The sequence below is a fragment of the Arthrobacter sp. Bi26 genome (assembly GCF_918697925.1).
In the GTDB taxonomy this organism is placed as follows: Bacteria; Actinomycetota; Actinomycetes; order Actinomycetales; family Micrococcaceae; genus Arthrobacter.
On sequence record NZ_CAKKMF010000042.1, the window covers coordinates 1 to 15,856 of the forward strand.

At 68.0% G+C, this 15,856-nt stretch carries 12 protein-coding genes; 4 read left to right on the forward strand and 8 right to left on the reverse strand.

What is annotated here, in order from left to right; genetic code table 11:
- Positions 1 to 346: 346 nt before the first annotated feature.
- The 8 genes from LQV16_RS12500 to LQV16_RS12535 form a co-directional block, all read right to left on the reverse strand.
- A complete protein-coding gene (locus LQV16_RS12500; RefSeq protein ID WP_229994242.1) occupies positions 347 to 1,354 on the reverse strand; it encodes a siderophore-interacting protein in 1,008 nt (335 codons plus the stop codon).
- 119 nt (positions 1,355 to 1,473) lie between these two features.
- Positions 1,474 to 2,304 (reverse strand): ABC transporter ATP-binding protein, encoded by an 831-nt coding sequence (locus LQV16_RS12505; RefSeq protein ID WP_229994212.1) that lies wholly within the window; start codon positions 2,302 to 2,304, stop codon positions 1,474 to 1,476.
- Between the two features lies 1 nt (position 2,305).
- A complete protein-coding gene (locus LQV16_RS12510) occupies positions 2,306 to 3,328 on the reverse strand; it encodes an iron chelate uptake ABC transporter family permease subunit (protein WP_229994243.1) in 1,023 nt (340 codons plus the stop codon).
- 83 nt (positions 3,329 to 3,411) lie between these two features.
- Positions 3,412 to 4,479 carry an iron chelate uptake ABC transporter family permease subunit gene (locus LQV16_RS12515; RefSeq protein ID WP_229994213.1) on the reverse strand — a complete coding sequence of 356 codons (1,068 nt, stop codon included), beginning with the start codon at positions 4,477 to 4,479 and terminating at the stop codon, positions 3,412 to 3,414.
- 10 nt (positions 4,480 to 4,489) lie between these two features.
- The gene (locus LQV16_RS12520) at positions 4,490 to 5,596 is read right to left on the reverse strand and encodes an iron-siderophore ABC transporter substrate-binding protein (RefSeq protein WP_229994214.1); all 1,107 of its coding nucleotides are present in this window, start codon (positions 5,594 to 5,596) and stop codon (positions 4,490 to 4,492) included.
- A 145-nt stretch (positions 5,597 to 5,741) separates the two neighbouring features.
- Positions 5,742 to 9,257: an ATP-binding protein gene (locus LQV16_RS12525; protein ID WP_229994215.1), complete on the reverse strand. Its 3,516-nt coding sequence runs from the start codon at positions 9,255 to 9,257 to the stop codon at positions 5,742 to 5,744.
- A complete protein-coding gene (locus tag LQV16_RS12530; protein WP_229994216.1) occupies positions 9,254 to 10,264 on the reverse strand; it encodes a DUF4194 domain-containing protein in 1,011 nt (336 codons plus the stop codon). The genes LQV16_RS12525 and LQV16_RS12530 overlap by 4 nt, the downstream gene beginning before the upstream one ends.
- A gap of 2 nt (positions 10,265 to 10,266) precedes the next feature.
- The gene (locus tag LQV16_RS12535) at positions 10,267 to 11,739 is read right to left on the reverse strand and encodes a DUF3375 family protein (RefSeq protein WP_229994217.1); all 1,473 of its coding nucleotides are present in this window, start codon (positions 11,737 to 11,739) and stop codon (positions 10,267 to 10,269) included.
- A gap of 164 nt (positions 11,740 to 11,903) precedes the next feature.
- Here LQV16_RS12535 and LQV16_RS12540 point away from each other — a divergent pair, with 164 nt between their 5' ends.
- From LQV16_RS12540 to LQV16_RS12555, 4 genes are all read left to right on the forward strand, one after another.
- Entirely contained in the window at positions 11,904 to 12,293 is a 390-nt protein-coding gene (locus LQV16_RS12540; RefSeq protein WP_229994218.1) for a hypothetical protein, read from the forward strand.
- A gap of 204 nt (positions 12,294 to 12,497) precedes the next feature.
- Complete coding sequence (locus LQV16_RS12545) at positions 12,498 to 12,836, forward strand: hypothetical protein (protein WP_229994219.1); 339 nt, start codon at positions 12,498 to 12,500, stop codon at positions 12,834 to 12,836.
- Positions 12,837 to 13,004: 168 nt separating this feature from the next.
- Positions 13,005 to 14,936 (forward strand): acyl-CoA dehydrogenase family protein, encoded by a 1,932-nt coding sequence (locus LQV16_RS12550; protein WP_229994244.1) that lies wholly within the window; start codon positions 13,005 to 13,007, stop codon positions 14,934 to 14,936.
- Between the two features lie 114 nt (positions 14,937 to 15,050).
- Complete coding sequence (locus tag LQV16_RS12555; RefSeq protein WP_229994220.1) at positions 15,051 to 15,833, forward strand: hypothetical protein; 783 nt, start codon at positions 15,051 to 15,053, stop codon at positions 15,831 to 15,833.
- The last annotated feature ends 23 nt before the right edge of the window (positions 15,834 to 15,856 follow it).

The window sequence follows — 15,856 nt, forward strand, 5'->3', positions numbered from 1 at the left end:
GGGAAAGGGAAGGTTAACCCAAGGTGATAGGCCCAGCGAGCGGCGGCCATGGTGAGTGTCGTTTGTCCCACACGGGGCGCACCGAAGGTGAGCCGGCCGCAGGACCGCAATCGCCGCTTTGCAAAGGAGCGCACCGAACGTGAGCCGACCGCAAGGCCGACGCCGGTGCTTTGCGAAGGAGCGCATCGCCGACTGAGGCCGCCCGCGGCCGAAGGAGGTGTCTAAGCGACGGCAAAGCAGCGGTGGCGGGCGAAGCCCGGAAGAACTTGCGGGAGCGTCGCAGCGGGAACCGCGAAAAGTGCAGGAGCGTCGCAGTGGGAACCGCAGAACCTGCGGGAGCGTCGGTTTACAGCTCGGCCTTGCCCTGCCGCCAGTACCCCATGAACGCAACCTGCTTCCGGTCGATCCCCACGTCCCGCACAAGGTACCGGCGCAGCTCCTTGACGGTGCCCGCTTCGCCGGCAATCCAGGCGTAGAACGGCAGGGCGCCGGCGGGCTTGTCAGGGTTTTTGCTGGCTCCGATCGCCGCGGCGTCCATCCGGGCGGGGGTCTCCCAAAGGATGTCCCGGTCCACGTTGACGTCATCGGGCTCCGGCCCGGCCCCGCCGGCGGCGGCCTTGATGCCCACCCAGCCGGGTTCGGGAACAGCGGCGCGGACGGCTTCCTGCAGGAGTTCGCCGTGCGGGCGTGAGCGGCCAATCGAGGCGCCGCGTGCCAGCCAGGTGATTTCGACGTCCGCGTCCGACAACAGATCCAGGAAGTCGCCGGCCTCGGGGACTTCAAGGAACGCCTGCCCGCTCATGTACGACGGGAGGCTTTCCAGGATGGCGCTGATGGCCGGAACGGCGGTCTCGTCACCTGCAAGCAGTACCCGCTGGGCCAGGCCCGGCCGCCATTCGATGCCGGAGTAGGTCTCCGCCGTGACACAGTGCGCGGCCCGGTTGTTGGGTCCGATGATGGTGAGGGCGTCCCCCGGCTTGGCGTTCAGGGCCCAGTTCGCGGCGGGTCCGCCGTTGCCGGCGGCATCGAAGTGCAGCACGAAGTCGACGTCGATCTCCGGGTAGACGGCGTCGAGGCGTTCCTGCCGCACGGTGTAGGTGCGCATGGAGCCGCGGATCGCGGGATCCATGGCCAGCCATTCCTGGTACCAGCCGGACTGCTCCATCGCGAACACCGGCAGCGGCAGCGCCGTGCCGTCCCCGGCGAGGGACGGGATCATCAGCTTCACGCGTAGGTCCAGGGTTCCCCCGTGGACGCCGAAGTCACGCAGCGAGTACCCACCGAAGGTGACGCGGCGGAAATTGGGGCTGAGCTGCTGCACCGCGGCGACCGTCACGTCGAACGCCAGGGTCATCGGCTGGGTGGCCGGTTGGTCCCTGACCGCCGAAGGCGCGCGGCGTGCCCGCGCCTGGTTGAGGTCTACTGTCGTGCCGTCCGTTGCACTGCTGTTTGTTGCAGTGCTGCTAACTGCCCTCATGGGACCAACTCCAGGGTTGCTGTTTCGGCTTGTGGGAAATCGGTGTGGTGCCGGCCGAGCGGAATGATCAGCGGCGTGCCGGAAATGGGATCGGGCAGCACCCGCGAGTCCAGGCCGAAGACGTCACGGACCAGGTCCTCGGTGACCACGTCGGCGGCGGTGCCCTCGGCCACGATCCTGCCGGCCTTCATGGCGATCACGTGGTCCGCGTACCGGGCCGCCAGGTTCAGGTCGTGCAGGACGATTGCCACGGTGGTGCCGCGCTGCCGGTTCAGGTCGGTGACCAGGTCCAGGACCTCCACTTGGTGGGCCAGATCCAGGTAGGTGGTGGGCTCGTCGAGCAGGAGCACCTCGGTTTCCTGGGCAAGCGCCATCGCGATCCACACGCGCTGGCGTTGCCCGCCCGAGAGTTCGTCGACGTTCCGCTCGGAGAGTTCCAGCGTTTCGGTGGTTTCGAGCGCCCGCTGCACGGCTAGATCGTCGGCTGCGCTCCAGCTGCGGAAGAAGCCCTGGTGCGGGTAGCGGCCGCGGCCCACGAGGTCCCGGACCAGAATGCCGTCCGGGGCGGTGGGGTGCTGCGGGAGCAGGCCGAGGATGCGGGCGAGTTCCCTGGCAGGGCGGGAATGAATGTCCTTGCCGTCGAGGGTCACGGTACCGCGGGCTGGCTTCAGCAGCCTGGACAGGCCGCGCAGGAGCGTGGATTTTCCGCAGGCGTTGGCGCCCACGATCATCGTCACTTTGCCCTCGGGGATCTCCGCCGTGAGGTCTTCCACCACCCGGCGCTGGTCGTACTGCAGCGTCAGGTTCTTGGCGTTGAGAACTGCCATGTCAGGCGTCCTTTCGGTTGGCTGTGACCAGGAGCCACAGCAGGAACGGTGCACCGAGCGCGCCTGTGACCACGCCGACCGGAAGGACGGTGCCGTCCAGCAGCAGGGGGGCGATGTTGGCGGCAAAGTAGTCCGCGGCGAGGACAATCAGGGCGCCGACGAACGCGCCGGCCGGGAGACTCGACTTGCCGGTGAAGCGGCGCGCGATGGGCCCCGCCAGGAAAGCCACGAAGGCCACGGGCCCGGCTGCTGCCGTGGCGACGGCGGCCAGGGCGACGGCAGCGGCCACCACGCCGAGCCGGGTGATGCCAACCCGGATGCCGAGTCCGGCGGCGGCATCGTCACCCAGTTCCAGGATCCGGAGGGGGCCGGCGAGGACGGCGACGGCGGGCACCAGGGCCAGCAGCGCCAGGCCCAGCACGCCGGCGCGGTCCCAGCTGGCGGAGTTCAGGGATCCGTTCAGCCAGATCAGGACTTCGGCCGCGGTGCGGATGTCGGCCCGCGTCATGAGGAAATTGACCACGGCGTTCAGTGCCGCGGCGATGCCGATGCCGGCAAGGATCAGCCGGCCCCCGGCTGCGTTGCCACGGTTGCCGCCGCCTGATCCGAGGGAACCGCTCCGGGAGATTGTGTAGATCAGGACGGCTACTGCCATGGCCCCGCACAGCGCCGCGCCGGAAACGGCGGCGTCGGAGGCCCCGAAGACGACGATGGCGGTGACGGCGGCCGCACTGGCCCCGTAGCTGATGCCGATGACGTCGGGACTGGCCAGCGGGTTTCGCAGCATGGTCTGGAACAAGGTTCCCGAGAGCCCGAAGGCAACCCCGATCATGGTGCCGACGACTGCCCTCGGGAGCTTGTTCTCCATCACGATGAAGCTGGCGCCGGGGATTTTCCCGCCACCGGTGAGGTGGGCCGTGAGGATCCTGAAGAAGTCCGGGATGGTGACGGTGTAACTGCCCAGCAGGATGCTGACGGCGAGGAGCACCACGACGGCGAAGGCGAGGAGGGCCGTGCGGCTCATGAACCGGGCATTGCCTGCCAGTTGGCGCTCCGCGGGGGCGTTGTCTCCCAGCTCGTGCCTGACGTTGGCGAGGTCTGCCCTGCTCACAGCCCTGCCCCCTTCCCGCGGCGGACCAGCCACACGAAGACGGGCGCACCCACCAGGGCTGTCATGATGCCCGCGGGGACTTCGCCGGGCAGCAGGATGACACGGCCCACCACGTCCGAGAGCAGGAGCAGCACGGGCGCCAGGACCAGCGAGAAGAGCAGGATCCAGCGGTAGTCCGGGCCGGTCAGGAAGCGGACGGCGTGCGGAACCACCAGGCCGACGAATCCGATCGGGCCGGCCAGTGCCGTGGCCGAACCGCAAAGCAGCACAATGCCCAGCGCGGTGACGCCACGGGCCAGGCCGACGCGCTGGCCCAGGCCGCGGGCAATGTCGTCCCCGAGGGCGAGGCTGTTCAGGATCCGCCCGGTGAACAGGACGATCAGTGCCCCGGCGGCCAGGAACGGCAGCCCCGGCAGGACCACCGACCAGTCCCGGCCGGCGATCCCGCCGACCTGCCAGAAACGGAACCGGTCCAGGGTGTCCTGGCTGGAGACCAGGACGACGTTCATCAGCGAATACAGCCCCGCACTCAGGGCCGCGCCGGCCAGTGCCAGCTTGACCGGCGTCGCCCCGTCGCGTCCCATGGACGCGATCAGATAGACGACGATGGCGGCGGCTGCCGAGCCGATGAACGCGAACCAGATGTAGCCGGTCAGGGACGAAACGCCGAAGACGTAGATCCCGGTGACCACGGCGAGGGCGGCGCCGGCGTTGACGCCGATGATGCCGGGGTCGGCGAGCGGGTTGCGGGCCACCCCCTGCATGGCCGCGCCCGCCAGCCCGAGTGCGCCGCCGGCGAGCAGACCCAGCACGGTGCGCGGGATGCGGGCGTGGATGACGGCGTGGTTGCCGTCGGTGGGGTTGAACTGCGTCAGCGCCTGCCAGACCGTCCCGAAGGGAACCCCGCGGGCCCCGACAGCCAGCGACGCTGCACAAACCAGAACAAGTACGACGACGGCGGCCAGCAGCCAGGCGGCCTGCTTTGCGGGGGCTTTCTTCCCGGTGGGGGCCGGCGGTGCGCCGGGCGCACTGGCGGCGGGCGCCGTCGTCGTACTGTTCGTCATGGGGAGGGTGTTACTTCGCTGCGGTGACTTTGTCCGCTGCGGTGGCCAGTTGCGGCAGGAACGTATCCAGTGACCACGGCAGGCTCAGCGGCGAGGAAGCGGAGATGGACAGCGTCAGGGTGTTGTCCGAGTCGGCAACCAGGGCGCCGCTCTTGATGGCCGGGATCTGGCCCAGCAGCGGGTCGGCCTTGATGGCGCCGGTGGTGGCCGCATCCGGCACCCAGGTCACGAAGATATCCGAGTTGAGTTCGTTGGCCTTTTCGGCGGACCACGGGATGAAGAATTCCTTGGAACCCTTGGAGTTGTCCTCCACAACGGATGCGAGCTTCATGCCAATTTCGCTGAGGAAGCGCGGGCGGTTGTCGTTGGCCGTGTAGACGTTGACGCCGTCGCTCTTGTCCGGCTCCAGGTTGCCGTAGATGAAGGATTTTCCGGCGATCTGCGGGTACTTGGAGACCTTGTCCTTGATGGTGGCCTCGGTGTCGGAGACCAGCTTGGCGGCGTCGGCTTCCTTGCCGAGGGCCTTCCCGATGATGGTGGTGGAATCCTGCCAGGAGGTGCCATAGGCGACCTCCGGCTGGGCCACGACCGGTGCGATTTCGCTGAGCTTCTTGAAGTCCTCCTCCGTCAGGCCGGAGTAGGCGCCGAGGATGACGTCCGGATTGAGCTTGGCGATCTCGGTGAAGTTGATGCCGTCGGCCTCGGAGAACTGGACGGGGGCCTTCGCCGAGCCGAAGCCTGCGCCGAGCTTCTCCAGCGCGGCGTCCTTCCACGGTGTGGAGCCCTTGTCGTTGCCGCCCCATTCGTTCTCGGGGACGCCAACGGGAACCACTCCGAGGGCGATGGCAACGTCGTCGTTGACCCAGGAAACGGTAACCACGCGCCTGGGCTGTTCCTTGATGGTGGTCTCGCCGAAGAGGTGCTTGATGCTGACCGGGAAGGCGATGCTGACCGGCTCGCTGGGGGCGTCCGCCGCCGTCGAACTTGCCGGCCCGGTGGAGCAGGCGGTCAGGGTCAGCGCGACGGCGGCCAGAAGAACCGCGGCCCGCCCTGCGGTCTTGCGGAGGCGGCGGCCGGCCGGGCGGCCGGCGGAACGGGGGAAGACGGCGGAAGCCACGGAACTCCTTAGGTAAGTGATGCAAACCTAAGTAAGGCTAGCCTATCCTTTGAGCAATTAGGAAAGGTTTGAGTAACGTAATTGTCTCAATCGTTGGTGCGGCACCAGATCCAGCCGCCAAAAAGGCAACGCGGGGAGGGTTGTGTCAGCGCAGGACGATGTCCACGGGGTTCGCCTCGGACCGCCAGGAGCCCTCCATGCCTTGACGTGGGGCAATCACCGGGGCGGTCAGGACGCCGGAGCGGTTGGTGCGCTTGTCCCGCAGGATCTCCGTCACCGACCCCAGGTGCCGGGAGAGGTCAATCACGTTCTCCGGCGCGGCCAGCAGCAGCTGGAAGCCGAACTCGTGCAGCGCCTTGATGCCGGCGCCGGCGAATTCCTCGGAGGCGAGCACGAAGGCTTCGTCCATCATCACGGTGCCGTAGGTAGTGAAGCCCTGTTCGGCGATGCCCAGCTGGTAGCTCAGCGCCGCCGCCATAATGAACGCGGTGAAGCGCTGCCGCTCGCCGCCGGACATGGAGCCGGTGTCCGCGTGCATGTAGACCTCGGTCTTCTTCGCACCCTTCCCCGCCCCCTTGGGGCCGGCGCCCTGGGCACCGGTACCCTGCACGTCGCGGTGCTCCTTGCACTGGATGAACAGATGGCCGCGGACGTCCAGCACCTCGGCACGCCAGCGCCGGTCCTCGGGAGTCTGCGAGCCGAGCCGCTTCACGAGCGTTTCGAGCGACTTGTAGCGGGTGGTGAGCTCGGCGTCGGCGTCCGTCTCCGCCCCGGACACGGCGGCGGACGCCGCATTGACCGGCTTGCCCGGCCTGGTGTGCCGGACCTTGAGCGCGTTCTGAATGGCGTCCTTGAACTGCTTCGCCGTCGCCGGCAGCGTCTGTTTGATGTCGAGTTCCAGGAAGCTGCCCTCGTGGAAGTTGACCTCGGACAGGATCCCGTTCAGCGGCAGAATGCGGCTGGTGATGGCGCGGCGCTCCTCGTCCAGAAGGTGCAGCAGGGTGGAAAAGGATTCGTGGGTCCGCTGGTTGAAGAACTGCCGGAACTCGGCCTCCTGTGCGGGCAGCCCGTCGCTGACAATCGCGTGGTAACGGGATTCGAACTCCCCCGCGGCGCCGATTGACGTGCCGTGGTCCGCGGAAATCGCCGTGCCCCATTCGCGGACGAAGCCCTCGAAAATCCGGGTGAGGCGCTCCGAGGTGGCCTGCCCGCGGGACTCGGCCCCATGCAGTTCTGCAAGGAGCCGGGTGCGGACCTGGTTGGCGAGGTTGTCGAGCTCGTGCATCTCCAGGACGTCGCCGAAACCGGTGAAGTACGGTTCCAGGGCGGCGACGCCGGCGTCCGACGGCGGCGCCTGCCCCAGCCGGTTCCGTGCCGCGTCGAGCAGCGAATCAGCGGCGGTCATGCGCGCATCGAGGGCCTTGTACTCGCTCTGCAGCACGGCCGCGGCCTCAGTGCTGGACTGGTGCTTGTGCCGCGCGGCTTCGATGCTGGCGCGCAGCGGTTCGAGGTCCGCCTGTGCGGCGAGGGCATCCTTGAGGCGCTGCTCGATCCGGGCGAGCTCCTCCGCGGCCACCGCTGCCGAGACCTGCTCCCAGGGCCGGTGGTCGTCGGCCACACGGCGCAGGGCATCGAGCTGCCGGGTCATGCCCTGGTGTGACTCTTCCCGGGTTTGCGCCAGTTCGGCAGCCTTGGCAAGTTCCTGTTGCAGGTCCTCCACCTGGGCCGCCACGAGTTCAAGCTTGGCGGCGTTGTCGAACCCGAGGACGTAGTCCTGCCGTGACGTGAAGCGGTCATCCTTTTCCACCGTGTGGCGGTTGCGCTTGACCACGCCGCCCAGGCTCAGGCCCTTCTCCAGGCCGGCGAGCTGGTCCGGGTCTTCCACGCACGGGTAGGCGAAGTCGAGCGCAATCCGTTCGCGGAGCCAGGCACTGGCCTGCGCAAGCGCCTCCGAGTGGGGTCCGGCGTCGGTGAGGAAACTGAGCTTGGTCAGCAGATCGCCATCGGCCACGTCCTCGACGGCCAGCGCGCCGCCGGCCAGGGGCCGCGAGACGTCCACGGCACGCAGCGCACCGCGCACGGAGTGGTCGTTGAGGAACCGGGTGACTGCCGCGAAGTGCTCTCCCGGGACCAGCAGCGTGGTGGCCAGGCTCCGCAGCGCGCGCTCGGCGGCCGGGCGCCACTGTTCCTGGCCCTCGGCGAGGTCGATCAGCTCGCCGCCGAAGGGCATCTGCTCCTCGGGCACGCCTGTGGCGGCCGCAATGGCGCTGCGGTTTTCAATGCTCGACGGCGGCAGCAGCGACTTGCGCGTCTTCAGCGAGACAAGCTCCTGCTGGGCCGCGGCAAGTTCGCGCTTCCTGGTGGCGTGGCCGTCAAAGGCCTCGAAGCGCAGTTCCTTGAGCGCCTCGGAATCGTCCTGGAGCTCGGCCGAGCGTGCCGCGGCGTGCTCATGGGCCTGTTCCCAGCCGGCGGCCGACCACTGGAGTTCGAGCCCGGCGTCGGTCAGCGCCTTGCGGGTCGCTTCCTCCACCTCCTGCCGGAGCTTGAGCCCCACCCGGGCGTTCTCCCGGGACTGCTCTATCGCGGCAATCGCATTGCCGCCCTGGTTGTTGTACTCCCCCTCCAGCTGGCGCAGTTCCTTGGCGAAGCCATCGCGGACAGCACGTTCGGCGGCAAGGTCACTGGCCTTCGCCTGGGCGAGCTCTTTCAACCGGGCCAGGGTCTTCTCACGGACCGTGACAGCGAGCTGCTGCTTATAGGCCTCGAATTCCTCGCCGGACAGGTCCCGCAGCCGGTTCGCGTCCAGCAGCGCCTGCGCGTATTCCTTGTTCAGCCCGGGGACGGGAGCCAGCTGGTCACGCTGCTGCCGGACGTCCTCGAGGCGCTGCCGGATGGACATGAGGTTGCTGAATTCCTCCACGACGTCGTCCGCTGCGGCGAGTGTGGCGGGGGCATCGAGAACCTGGTCGCGGAAGAAAGTGTTGACGCTGCCGCCGAGTCCCTTGCCGGCCTGGATGACGCGCAGCAGCGGGAGGGCCTGATCCGAGTTGATGCCGAGAAGCCGGCGGAAGCGTTCGGCGAAGGCCTTGTGGACGTCGAAGATCTGGGCGTCCGGGAAGATCGCGTCGAGCGCGGACTTGGTGAACCGCTTCTCCGCGATGCCCTCGATCGCCGCGAGGTCCAGCGGCTTGTTGTCGATCACGTAGTACCGGCCGACGCTGGACTCCGTGCCGTTCTTGGGCAGGTCGAACAGCGCCGAGACCGTCACCCGGGTGCCGGCGGCGTTGTCGAAGGTGAGCGCGACGGCGGACCAGGTGGCGCCGGGGCGCTGGAACGCACTCGCCGAGCCCTCGCCCACGGCCTTGTCGCCCACCTTGCCGCGCATGTACGTGAACGTGGTGCGCTTGTCCTCGACAGCGCCTCCGGCCCGCTGCGCCGCGGCTTCGTTGGAGCGGGGACGGGCGTCGAAGACCCGAAGCATGGCGTCGAACAGCGTGGACTTCCCGACGCCCGAATTGCCGGTCAGCAGTGTGCCGTTGCGGTCCACGTGCATTGTGTGGGCGCCATGGAATGTGCCCCAGTTGACCACCTGGACGAGGACCAGGCGCATCTGGCCGGGGTTGGTGAGCTCGCCCATCGGCAGCATGGTTGCGATGCTCACTTGGCTCCTTCGTTCGTGGTTGCGGTGGACGCCGACGGCGATGCCGCCCCCGCCCCTTCGCCGGACGGCTCTGCTGCAAGCAGCAGGCCGTCCGGCTCCGACAGGCCCGATGCCACTCCCGGGGCGGCATCGGCGTCGTCGTCGCTGGTCGGGTCACCGGCGGGGGCGGCATCGGCGTCGTCGTCCGAGTCATCCTCCACAGTCGCAGGGGTGTCGGCGTCGAGCTCCAGCAGGGGTTCTGTTCCTGACTGGTCTGTGCTGGCCGCGACCAGGGCTTCGATTTGGGCCGGGATGTCGCCGATGTTTTCGAACGGGAGGGCCAGGGGGAGGGCATTGGAGATGGTGTAGACGTCGTCCAGGCCCGTGGTGAGGAGGAGTTGGCGGGCCAGGAGCTTGGTGATGGCGCGGTTGACGACGTCGGCATCGCGCAGGGCGTCCTGCTGGCCGGTGGGCTGATAGTGGGCCACGAGTTCGGCGATTTCCTCGCGCGTGATCGTGGGGTCCGTCTGGGCGGTGACGTGCCGGTCCAGGAGCAGGCGCAGGCGGAGCAGGACGATGGTTTCGACCCGGCTCAGTGCCCGCTGCTGGCGCAGGATGCTGGAACGGGTGCTGCCGCCGATCGCTTCGGGATCTACGGGGCGCAGGACGGCGACCTTACGTTCGTGGTCCAGCTGCAGCGTGAGGAAGAGTTCGGAGAGGCGGCTGCGCAGGATCAGCTGGTTGTCCAGGAGCGTGGTCCAGAGTTTTTCGTCGCGGCCGCCGTCGATGTACGGGCCCTTGAGCAGCTTCACGAGCGCCTGCCGGACTTTCATCGGGAGCACGCCGGTGTCGCCCGGGAAGAGGGCGGCGCCGTCGACGAACGTGTCCCGGGGGGTGACTGTGAAGGAGTCGCTCCGGACGCGGCCGCCGTCGTTGTCCGCTGGCGCTGGTGCGGGCTGCAGGTCCGTTGTCACGGTCTCTGTCACGGTCTCTTCAGTCATGGTCAATGTCGCGGTCTCTTCAGTCATGGTCAATCCTTCGCGAGCGTGACGACGGGCAGGTAGGCGGTGCGGGTGGTGCCGTCGATTTGTTCGAATTCGATGGGACCCCAGGCCCCGCGGTCGAAGCCGGCGCCTTCGTGCAGGGTCTGCGACAGCAGGGCCCGGATGGAGTTGATGTGGCGTTCCCCGGCCGGGAGCTGCGCCCATGCCTCGGTCAGGGTTGAGGCCCCTGCGAGCGCGGCGCGGATGGCTTCCGGTTTGGCCTTGGCGGTCCGGGGCGAGCGCGCACGGTCCGAGTCGGAGAACGCGATGGGATCGGCCAGCTTGGGCGGAGCCGCGAATTCGTCCGGGTCGAAGAGCTTGACCATGGCCAGGGACTCAAAGCCGGCACTGAACAACACCGGACCGCGGACCAGGCCGGGCCGTTCGCGCTCGTAGGGCAGGGAGCGGATGGCCTGCTCGGCCTCCCGCAGGACCTTGCGGAGCCGGACCGACTGCCGGAAGTCGTCACTTTGGACGTAGGTGTTGAGGCTCTCGCTGAGCTTGCCGTAAATCCTCTGGATCTGGCTGTGCTGGCTACGGAGTTCGGCCACGAGGTTCTTGAGGGTCTCGCGTTCGTCGTGGCTGAGCTCGTCCGCGAACTGCCGGCTCAGCACCTCGCCGATCGCCGACCGGAACCTCAGCTGCTGTTGCGGGTCCTCCAGGAACGCGGTGAAGGAGCGGAACGTCCGGCCTTCGGGGCTCTGCCGCAGCCGCTTGTCGGCCTCGAGCACCTGGGCCATGGTGGCGCCTTTGCTGAGGGATTCCTCGATGATCTGGTTCCGCAGCTCCCCCACGAGCTCTTCGATCCGGTCACGCATTTTCTTGTAGTCAGCGGGCAGGCTCGCGGCGAGATCGAGGATGTTGCCGGCGGCCTCCACAGCCTCGTCGTCGTCGAGCAGCCCGTCGAAGGCCCCGGAGCTGATGTCCTCCATCAGCTGGCGGCGCTCGTCGATCTCCTCTTCGAGGGATTCAATCCGTGCGCTCTGGTCCGGGTTGGTCTCGTTGGCGAGTTTCTCCACATCGCCGAGCAGTGTGCCGAGCCGGGAGCCGTTCAGGGTGGACCGCTCGCTCGAGAGGCTGTCCAGGAAAGCCAGGACGCGGGCAGCAGGCTCGGTGACTTCGTACACGATCTGGCCCGACTGGTTCCGGCGGGTCAGGAAGTTTTTGCGGGTCCACTCGTCCGCATATTTCTTTCCGGAAAGTGCGCCGTTGGCCGAGCCACTGTGCTGCTCTCCCGTGCCCGGGGCCTGCCGGCGGAGCTGCTCGAGGAAGGCGTCGACGTCGGCGTGGAACTGTTCCAGAGGCAGCTGGGCGCGGGTGCGGGTGAAGGAGGCCTGGAGCACGGCGATCACCCACGGCGCCGAGCGCGTCAGCGCCCAGGCAGGTCCTTTGGTGAGGAGCTCGAGGTCCCGGAGCCGGGCGCTGATGGCGTCGGCTGATGACACGGCGGAGCGGGACACGCACTCTCCTTCAGCTGCCAAGGATGGTTTGGGGTGGTACTGCGGGGCAGCGGATTCGAAAAACTGCCAGCTACAAGGTTAACGCAGGGCTCCGGCCGAATTTCATCGTTGTCTGCTCCCGGAAGTCGGCGCACACTTGAATGACCAGCTGAAAGGAGACCACCATGCGGAAGAGAACGATGTGGATCACGGGGGCAGCCTCTGCAGCGGTGGTGCTGGGGGGAGCGTCAATCGCGGTCGCGGCGACCCAGCAGGGCAGGGATCTCCAGGCCGAGCGCATGAGCGCCCTCGCAGTCAGCATTGGAAACCTTGAGTTGGGCGACGATTCCGACGGGCCGGCCCTCACCGACGCCGACCGCGCGATGGCAAGCAGCGCCGCCTTGGCGAAGGTAGGCCAGGGCAGTGTCACCGAAGTGGAGCGGGCCGACGACGGCGCGTCCGGCTATGAGGTGGAAGTGCGCCTGACTGACGGATCCGAGGTCGAAGTCGCCCTCGGCGCGGACTTCCAGGTCCTGAACCAGAGCGCCCCGGAACACGACGACGACGACGACTGAGCCGTCGACGGGTCCCGACAAGAACAACCGGCGTAACGCCTGATACTGGTGGGGCTGCCGCGACCGGGCCGTGACCTACGCCCGGGTAGCATTTCGATCCCGCATCAAGAGGCCGGGAACGTCCAAAGGACCCTAGTTCAGCACGTCTCCGGCACTCTACGCTCGGGCTACTGATTCAACCGAAGCAATGGTGCAGGGGGAAGAATGCAGTTCGACCTAAGCGCAGTGGAGACGGGCACGATGGTGGTGATCGGAACCCTCGTGTTCGCCCTGATGATCGGCGCCTTCATGATGGTGTCCGCGTTCGCGGCCATGGTTCTGGTCGGCGTGGGCCGGCTCGCCTGGTATCTCGTGGCCGGCGCGGTGGTTGGCCTGGTCCACGGCATCAACCACGGCTGGGACCGGCTGGTCCACCACGCCTCAACCGTGGAGTTGCCCGCCGATTTCCAGGTCGACTTCGGCACGGACCTCCGGCCCGACTATCCGGGCCAGGCCTCCCCTAGCACAGGCACTTACCCGCGAGTAGTATTGCGGGACAGCTGAAGGGTCCTCCACCCGCGGCGGATCCAGGGCTCAAGCCGGCCACCCGGTTAGAGGAGATGCCCCGTGAGCTCCGCCATTGAAGACCCCGCCACCGCATCCGACGTTCCAACACCAGGCACTGCTACACCCGGCGCCCCGGCGCAGGAGACCGCCGGGGCGCCGGACCACATCGGCCCCGACGCGACTGCCGCCGACGCCCGGGCCATTGCCGAGGCCGCCCGCGAGACCAGCTGGAACCAGCCCAGCTTCGCGAAGGGCCTCTACCTCGGCAGCTTCGATTTGAGCCTGATCCACCCGTGGCCCGAGGCCCCCGCTGACGACGTCGAACGCGGCGAAGCCTTCATGGCCCGGCTGACCGACTATTGCCGCACGATGTCCGGGCGCGACATCGAGCGCGATGACCGGATCCCCGACGACTATCTCAAGGGGCTTGCCGAGCTCGGCGCGTTCGGAATGAAGATTCCCCGCGAATACGGCGGGCTGGGCCTCACCCTCGTGTACTACGGCCGCGCACTGGCCCTGCTTGGCTCGGTTCACCCAAGCCTCGGCGCCCTGTTCTCCGCGCACCAGTCGATCGGCGTCCCCGAGCCGGTCAAGGTCTTCGGCACCCCGGCCCAGAAGCGGGAATATCTGCCCCGCTGCGCCGCAGGAGCCATCACCGCGTTCCTGCTGACCGAGCCTGACGTCGGCAGCGACCCGGCCCGGATGGGCAGCACGGCCGTCCTCTCCGACGACGGCGAGTCGTACGTCCTGGACGGCGTCAAGCTGTGGACCACCAACGGCGTCATCGCCGAACTCGTCGTGGTGATGGCCCTCGTGCCGCCGCACACCGATGCGGACGGCACCGCCCACAAAGGCGGCATTAGCGCGTTCGTAGTGGAAATGGACTCCCCCGGCATCACCGTGGAAAACCGCAACACCTTTATGGGGCTCCGCGGGATCGAAAACGGCGTCACCCGCTTCCATCAGGTCCGGGTCCCCGCCGCCAACCGGCTGGGCCGGGAAGGACAGGGCCTGAAGATCGCCCTCACCACACTCAACACGGGCCGGCTCTCAATCCCCGCGCTGTGCGTCGCCACGGGCCGGTGGAGCCTGAAGATCGCCCGCGAATGGTCCAACGCCCGCACGCAGTGGGGTCGGCCGATCGGCCAGCACGAGGCCGTGGGCAAGAAAATCGCCTTCATCGCGGCCAGCGCCTTCGCCCTGGATGCCGTGTTCGAACTCTCCGCGGAAATGGCCGACGCCGGGCAGAAGGACATCCGGATCGAGGCGGCCCTGGCCAAGCTGTGGTCCACGGAGATCAGCTGTCTCATCGCGGACGAACTCGTGCAAATCCGCGGCGGCCGGGGCTTTGAAACGGCGGACTCGCTCGAGGCCCGCGGCGAGCGCGCCGTTGCCGCGGAACAGCAGCTCCGCGACATGAGGATCAACCGGATCTTCGAGGGGTCCTCGGAAATCATGAAGTTGCTGATCGCCCGCGAAGCCGTGGACGCGCACCTGGCGGCCGCGGGAGACCTCGCCTCGGAGGACGCCCGGCTGTCGGACAAGGCCAAGGCCGCCGTCGGCGCCTCCGGCTTCTACGCGAAGTGGCTGCCCAAACTCGTGGCCGGCGCGGGCATGGATCCGCGGTCCTACAGCGACTTCGGCCGGCTGGCCAAACAGCTGCGCTACGTGGAGCGCTCCTCCCGGCGCCTGGCGCGGCAGACCTTCTACGGGATGGGCCGTTGGCAGGCGAAGCTTGAGCACAAGCAGGCGTTCCTGGGCCGGATCGTGGACATCGGTGCGGAGCTGTTTGCCATGGCGGCCTGCTGTTCCCGCGCCGAGATGCTGCTGCGGACGCAGCCGGAACGCGGCGCCTCGGCCTACGAACTCGCGGAGGCCTACTGCGAACAGGCCCGTGTTCGCGTCGACGAATATTTCGACCGGCTGTGGCGGAACACCGACGACGCCGACCACGCCCTGGCCCGCAAGACCCTGGCCGGCGACTACGCCTGGCTGGAGGCCGGGGTCCTTGACCAGTCCGAAGGGACCGGTCCGTGGATCGCGGACGCCAGCCGGCGCGCCTCGGTCCGGGAAGACCTGCACCGCAAGTACCGCTGAACCTCCCACGACGGATAGTAAGCATCCTTGCTAACCGGATTCCGCCGTGGTTAGGTGGATGCCAGACTGTCACCCCTACGGTGCCCGGTCATTCAGCGAAAGTGAGCAGCCCTCATGAGCAGCACGGCAGGCCCCGACGACAAGACGACACGCCACACCACGCAGGACGACGCCACGGCCGCGCCGGTTACAGCGGTCCGCCACGACGACCCCGTCCGTGACTCACACCATCACGACGCACCCCTCCACGAAACCGTCGTCGAAGAGGTCCCCACCCGCGCAACTGTCGTGGCCCGCGAGAAGGAACAGTTCGGCGGCATCCAAGTCGGCTCGGCATTCTTCGGCTGGCTGGCGGCCACTGGTACGGCCGTGCTGCTCACCGCGTTGGTCGCGGCCGGCGGCACCGCCGTCGGACTGGCCACCAACACCGATGTGAACGATGCCGTAGACCAGGCCTCCAACAACCAGACGGTCGGGCTGGCCGGCATCATCGTGCTGCTCGTGATCCTCCTGATCGCCTACTACTGCGGCGGGTATGTGGCCGGGCGGATGGCCCGCTTCAACGGCGCCAGGCAAGGCTTCATGGTCTGGATCTGGGCCCTGATCGCCGCGATCGTGGTCGCCGTGCTGGGCCTGGTCGCCGGGCAGCGCTTCAACATCCTGGCAAACCTGAACAGCTTCCCGCGGATCCCGATCAACGAGGGCCAGCTGAACACCCTGAGCATCATCGCGGCGATTGTCGTGGCCCTGGTGGCTTTGGTGGGCGCGGTGCTGGGCGGCCTCGCGGGCATGCATTTTCACCGCAAGGTGGATCGGGCCGGCTTCAGCCCGGCGGCGGTCGAGGAGCACTCTGTCAGTGACTCCCCAGCCGGGGACTCCTCATCTGCGCGCCGCTAGCCTGGCGCCGCTAGCCCGGAGGC